Source organism: Phormidesmis priestleyi BC1401 (genome assembly GCF_001650195.1).
Lineage (GTDB): Bacteria > Cyanobacteriota > Cyanobacteriia > Leptolyngbyales > Leptolyngbyaceae > Phormidesmis_A > Phormidesmis_A priestleyi_B.
Map to the genome: position 1 here is coordinate 1 of NZ_LXYR01000118.1, position 5,146 is coordinate 5,146.

The following is a 5,146-nucleotide window of genomic DNA, read 5'->3' on the forward strand; positions in this document are numbered from 1 at the left end:
GGAGCATGATTACCTCTTCAAGACGCAGCTTCTTCATGCTCACCCCAGCGGAGTCACTCCTCACAGCTTCAACACAAACCTACACTTGTAAGGGGAGAGGGGGCTGAAGCCGACTGAAACGAAGCGATGCCTGCACACGCAAGCGTGACAACGATTTGTGTGTACACGGTAGCTTCTACGGGGGAGGGGCGCGAGAAATCTTGTTCCCTCTCCCGCAGGAGAGGGCTAAGGTGAGGGCGGGGAATTCATCGATTCAAACTCGGATTTAGCAACGCCAAAAAAATAGCCTCCTTACGGAAGCTAAGTTTATGGTGATTTGACTCTAGGACACAGACTATGTTTACCGATACAGAAGGTAAAAACTGTATAGAGCATTGCTGAAGGATTAATATGCCTGCCGCAATTTTAAAGAGTGGGCGAAAAATCCAGGGTTTTGACCAAAAACGCCCACTTATCGACAATTTCCTCAATCACTTTGGCAGTCGGCTTCCCTGCTCCATGTCCTGCTTTGGTCTCAATCCGAATTAGAACGGGATGTGACCCTGAATGCGCTGCTTGCAGAGCCGCCGCAAACTTAAAACTGTGAGCCGGAACGACTCGATCGTCATGATCGGCTGTCGTGATCAACGTCGCTGGATACGCCGTTTCTGATTTGAGTTGGTGCAATGGCGAATAAGCATAGAGCGCTTTGAATTCCTCTGGGTCTTCAGGAGAGCCATATTCAGACATCCACGCCCACCCGATCGTGAATTTGTGAAACCGCAGCATATCCAACACGCCAACGGCAGGCAGGGCAGCAGCAAACAGATCAGGGCGTTGGGTCATACACGCGCCGACGAGCAGACCGCCATTGCTGCCCCCGGCGATCGCCAGCTTTGACGATGAGGTGTATCCGTTTGCGATCAGCCATTCGCCCGCCGCGATAAAGTCGTCGAATACGTTTTGCTTCTTTAGCTTTGTCCCGGCTTGATGCCAGTCTTCGCCATATTCGCCGCCGCCGCGCAGATTGGGCAGGGCAAACACGCCGCCAAGCTCCATCCAAACTAGGTTGCCGACTGAGAAGCTAGGAGTCAGCGAAATTCCAAATCCGCCATAGGCATAGAGATAAGTCGGATTGGTGCCGTCGAGTTTCAAGCCCTTTTTGTGAGTAATAAACATCGGTACTTGCGTCCCATCTTTGCTGCTGTAGAAAACCTGGCGAGTCTCGTAGTCATCGGGGTTAAAGTCTACTTGCGGCTGACGAAACAGCGTACTTTCATCGGTCACCAAGCTATAGCGATAAATTGTCGGCGGAGCCGTAAAGCTTGTAAAACTGTAGAACGTTTCGGTGTCGTCTCGCTTGCCATCAAATCCGCCTGCGGAGCCGATTCCAGGAAGTGCCACATCTCGAATGAAGGTGCCTTGTAGGTCAAACATTTTGACCTCGCTGCGAGCATCTTTGAGATACGAAACGACAAATTGCTGATTGAGTAAGCCGACACTTTCTAGCGTTTCTGCCGATTCAGGAATAACTTCTTGCCAGTTTGGACGATCGGGCTGAGTTACGTCGATCGCGATCACTCGTCCCCGTGGCGCGTCTAAATCGGTTTGGAACCAAAACACGTTATTGTCGCGATCGACAAAGCTAAAACTTGCCTCAAAGTCGCCAATTAGCTCGACCACAGGCGCATCGGGAGTCGCCAAATCTTTATAGAAAACGAGATTGCGCGGGTCGGTGCCCAGCCAAACCGAGACGATCAGATACTGCCCGTCTTCGCTCACGCCACCTTGAAAGCCCCAATCTTTGTGATCGGGGCGATCGTAAATCAAAACATCTTCAGCCTGGTTAGCGCCGAGCCGATGATAGTAAAGTTTTTGAAAATAATTCGCGTCTTCTAGCTTAGTTTTTTCGTTCGGCTCGTCATAGCGAGAATAGAAAAATCCTTTATGATCATGAGTCCACGATGCGCCAGAAAATTTAATCCACTGCAAGCGATCGCTCGTGTCTTCCCCTGTTTCGATAGTTCGCACTCGCCACTCTTGCCAATCGGAGCCAGACGTAGACAGCCCATACGCCATCCACGCGCCGTCTTCGCTGATCGATAGTCCAGAAAGTGCGACGGTGCCATCGTCTGAGAGTTTGTTGGGGTCGAGCAACACTCTCGGTTCATCGTCTAAAGCATTCAGCGTGTAGAGAACGCTTTGATTTTGCAGTCCATCATTTTTGAAATAGAAATAGCGATTTCCTTCTTTAAACGGAACGCTGTATTTTTCATAATCCCAGAGTTGCGTTAGGCGTTTCTGAATCGCTTCTCGCACCGGAATTTGCTGCAAATAGCCGAACGTAATTTGATTTTGCGCCTCAACCCAGGCTTTCGTTTCATCAGAGTCAGGGTCTTCTAGCCATCGATAGGGATCAGCGATCGCAGCCCCATGATAGGTGTCGGTTTGCTCGATTTTACGCGTGTCAGGGTAACGCAACGATTGATCAGAATTAGACATAGCGCAGCATCCTAGAATGTGAATCACCTTCTAGTGTGCGATCTTTGCCTCAAAAATTCTATGGGGATGGCGATCAGAGAATCCATTTTATAAGCTGTATCCTGGCTACTGCCTGGTAACAAAACGTGCTGGAATTTAAGTAGGGTCACAGTGTTTTGTAGAAAGCAAAAAAATCGCTAAGACAAGCGTTAGCAGAACCGACTTCTGGCTTCTTAACCTGTTTTTTTAGGCAATGATCTCTATGTACAACGACACATTTCACTCCTCAGAGCAAGTTCCATTTGAAGGTGCCGAATTCGCCGAAAACCCAGAGCCTCGGTGTCCCTGTATACTTCTGCTTGATACTTCCGGATCGATGCAAGGCGCTCCAATTCAAGAGCTTAATAATGGGCTAGTTACCTTTAAGGATGAACTGATGGCAGATGAACTGGCTGCAAAACGGGTTGAGGTCTGTATCGTTACATTTGAACCTATTCAAGTAGTGACAGAATTTGAGTCTGCTGAACATTTTTACCCACCAGTCTTAGAAGCTAACGGAGACACCCCAATGGGTTCCGCAATCGAAACTGCTCTCCAGTTACTTCAGCAGCGCAAGGACGCGTACCGGAGCAACGGGATCTCCATGTTTCGTCCTTGGATCTTTCTCATCACAGATGGTGGTCCTACCGATAATTGGCAAAACGCAGCAAGACTTCTAGCAGAGGGGCAAGCGCAAAAGTCTTTTGCCTTTTTTGCAGTTGGAGTTGGAGAAGGCGCAAGAACGGATATTTTGAATCAAATTTCGCCAAGTACAGCAGCACTTAAGCTCAAGGGGCTAGCATTTCGACCTTTGTTCCAATGGCTTTCTCGCTCAATGAAGTCGGTTTCTCGCTCAGTTCCCGGAACTGATGTTCCTCTTGAAAATCCAACTGCGCCAGACGGATGGGCATCGGTATGAGCCAGTGGCGATCTTCTTGGGCATCCGTGCAAGGTACGTCTCATGTTGAGTCAAACCAACCTTGTCAGGACGCTTGCAGGTGTGAGCAGTTTTTAACTTCATCAGGTGAGGAATTTATGGTTCTCGTTGCTTCGGATGGGGCTGGCAGCGCTTCCCTATCTCAGGAGGGGTCACAAGCTGTTTGCCGAGTTCTAATCGAAAAATGCACACGCCTGTTTGAAGGGATGCGACCTCTATTTGATATTATCTAATATTCTTAGAAGGCAATGGAAAAGCCGTATTGATTCAGTTTGTTCCAGAATTGATCCCAACGCGTTGAGGTTAAGACCAATGCTCTCAAACTCAGAATCGCGGCGGCTCCTTTCTCCTTCCAACGCATCCCAGAACCACACAAGCGTTGCTTAATCACAGTCTTGCAGGCAGCTTCTGTGACTCCAGACCCAATCGGATAGTGTCTGCTGCGACAAAGGGCATAGTCCATCTGATGGTGATGATTCTGGAAGTAGGTGACGGCTGCTGCCAAGTTCTCTTGAATCGTCTTCGAGTGTTCTGAAGATTGAGATAACTCCAGCATCTGTTGATAGAGGTGAGTGGCTGCCCCTGGGTCATGTTTGAGATGATGACAACTCTCCTGAAGCCAGTGCCGTTGCTGGGCTAAATGAGTGGGATAGAGGGCAACCGCCACCGCACCGAGATACCCAGAGGCATGATAGAAATCCAGCACTTGTTCCTGAGTATGGAGGTTGAGGAATTGCCAGTTTGAGGCTGCCCCATCCGCAATCTCGATATGGGTGGCTTGGGGATAACGAGCTTTAGTGCGCGCAATTTCTCGCTCTAGCCTCGCTAGAAACGTCGCCTTGCCATATTCCGGGGTGGCTCCAATATAAATCGTGTGTTGTCGGTCTCGGGTGCGACCTCCATCCGATACATTAGAAAAACCAACCACCTTTTGCTCCACAAGGGTTTTGGGTGCCTGTAAAACTAGTCAATGAATAATCAAAAGAACTGCTATAAAATCGTTCAAGAGCTTTGCCAGTAGGGAGCTTTAGTCGCTTTAGTATCAGGTAGAGGTCGCACCCAATTGTAAACATATTGCCAACGCTCAAATTCAAAAGAAGCTGTTGAAGATTTGTTCGGACTTTAGGTACACGTTGCCGATTATCTGCACACCTTACGAACTGATGGGAGATTGAATCATGTGGGAAGACGAAATTATAGAAGAACTTCATCGCATTCGCGAGGAACATGCAAAAGCATTCAACTACGATGTTGGGGAAATTTGTGAAGATTGGCGGAAGCGGCAAAAACAGAGCGGCAGGCAGTTTGTGACGTTGGCTGATGAAACGCAGGTTAATGATCCCGTTGCACTCGATCGTTCAGAGATGGTTGATCAAGTTCGAGAAGATGTTAGCGGCGGGTGAACGAGGGCGTTAGACTTCACCCGTCGAGAGTTATCGCGATGCAAGTTGAGGATGCTGTCAACGATCGCTCCTCAAGAAAGCTACAAAGCGGTCCGCTCTACCTGACCGTTTGAAAGATTCGTTGACTGGGAGAGCGATTATCCAAAGCAGGGTGGTTTCAAGGTCTAGAGAGAAAAATGAGGATGGACTGGAATCATCATAAAAGTAGCTGTCCATGTCCCTCATAGACCAATTAAAAACGATTCCCGATCCGCGAAGCAAGCGCGGTCAAAGCCATCCCCTCTGGTTGGTTCTGTTTCTAGCCTTG

General features: G+C 48.8%; 5 protein-coding genes. 3 read left to right on the forward strand and 2 right to left on the reverse strand.

The genetic code is table 11. From position 1 onward, the window contains the following. Positions 1 to 405: 405 nt before the first annotated feature. Positions 406 to 2,481 (reverse strand): prolyl oligopeptidase family serine peptidase, encoded by a 2,076-nt coding sequence (locus A8707_RS25475; protein ID WP_068820184.1) that lies wholly within the window; start codon positions 2,479 to 2,481, stop codon positions 406 to 408. A 241-nt stretch (positions 2,482 to 2,722) separates the two neighbouring features. Here A8707_RS25475 and A8707_RS25480 point away from each other — a divergent pair, with 241 nt between their 5' ends. Continuing rightward, positions 2,723 to 3,418 carry a vWA domain-containing protein gene (locus A8707_RS25480; protein WP_068820186.1) on the forward strand — a complete coding sequence of 232 codons (696 nt, stop codon included), beginning with the start codon at positions 2,723 to 2,725 and terminating at the stop codon, positions 3,416 to 3,418. Continuing rightward, complete coding sequence (locus A8707_RS30790) at positions 3,415 to 3,669, forward strand: protein phosphatase 2C domain-containing protein (protein ID WP_197485074.1); 255 nt, start codon at positions 3,415 to 3,417, stop codon at positions 3,667 to 3,669. The genes A8707_RS25480 and A8707_RS30790 overlap by 4 nt, the downstream gene beginning before the upstream one ends. A gap of 5 nt (positions 3,670 to 3,674) precedes the next feature. On the opposite strand, the gene A8707_RS27740 is transcribed toward A8707_RS30790, so the two are convergent. Beyond that, positions 3,675 to 4,364 (reverse strand): hypothetical protein, encoded by a 690-nt coding sequence (locus A8707_RS27740; protein WP_156518883.1) that lies wholly within the window; start codon positions 4,362 to 4,364, stop codon positions 3,675 to 3,677. A 250-nt stretch (positions 4,365 to 4,614) separates the two neighbouring features. On the opposite strand from A8707_RS27740, the gene A8707_RS25490 reads away from it, so the two are divergent. After that, the gene (locus A8707_RS25490; protein ID WP_068820190.1) at positions 4,615 to 4,839 is read left to right on the forward strand and encodes a hypothetical protein; all 225 of its coding nucleotides are present in this window, start codon (positions 4,615 to 4,617) and stop codon (positions 4,837 to 4,839) included. Positions 4,840 to 5,146: the final 307 nt, after the last annotated feature.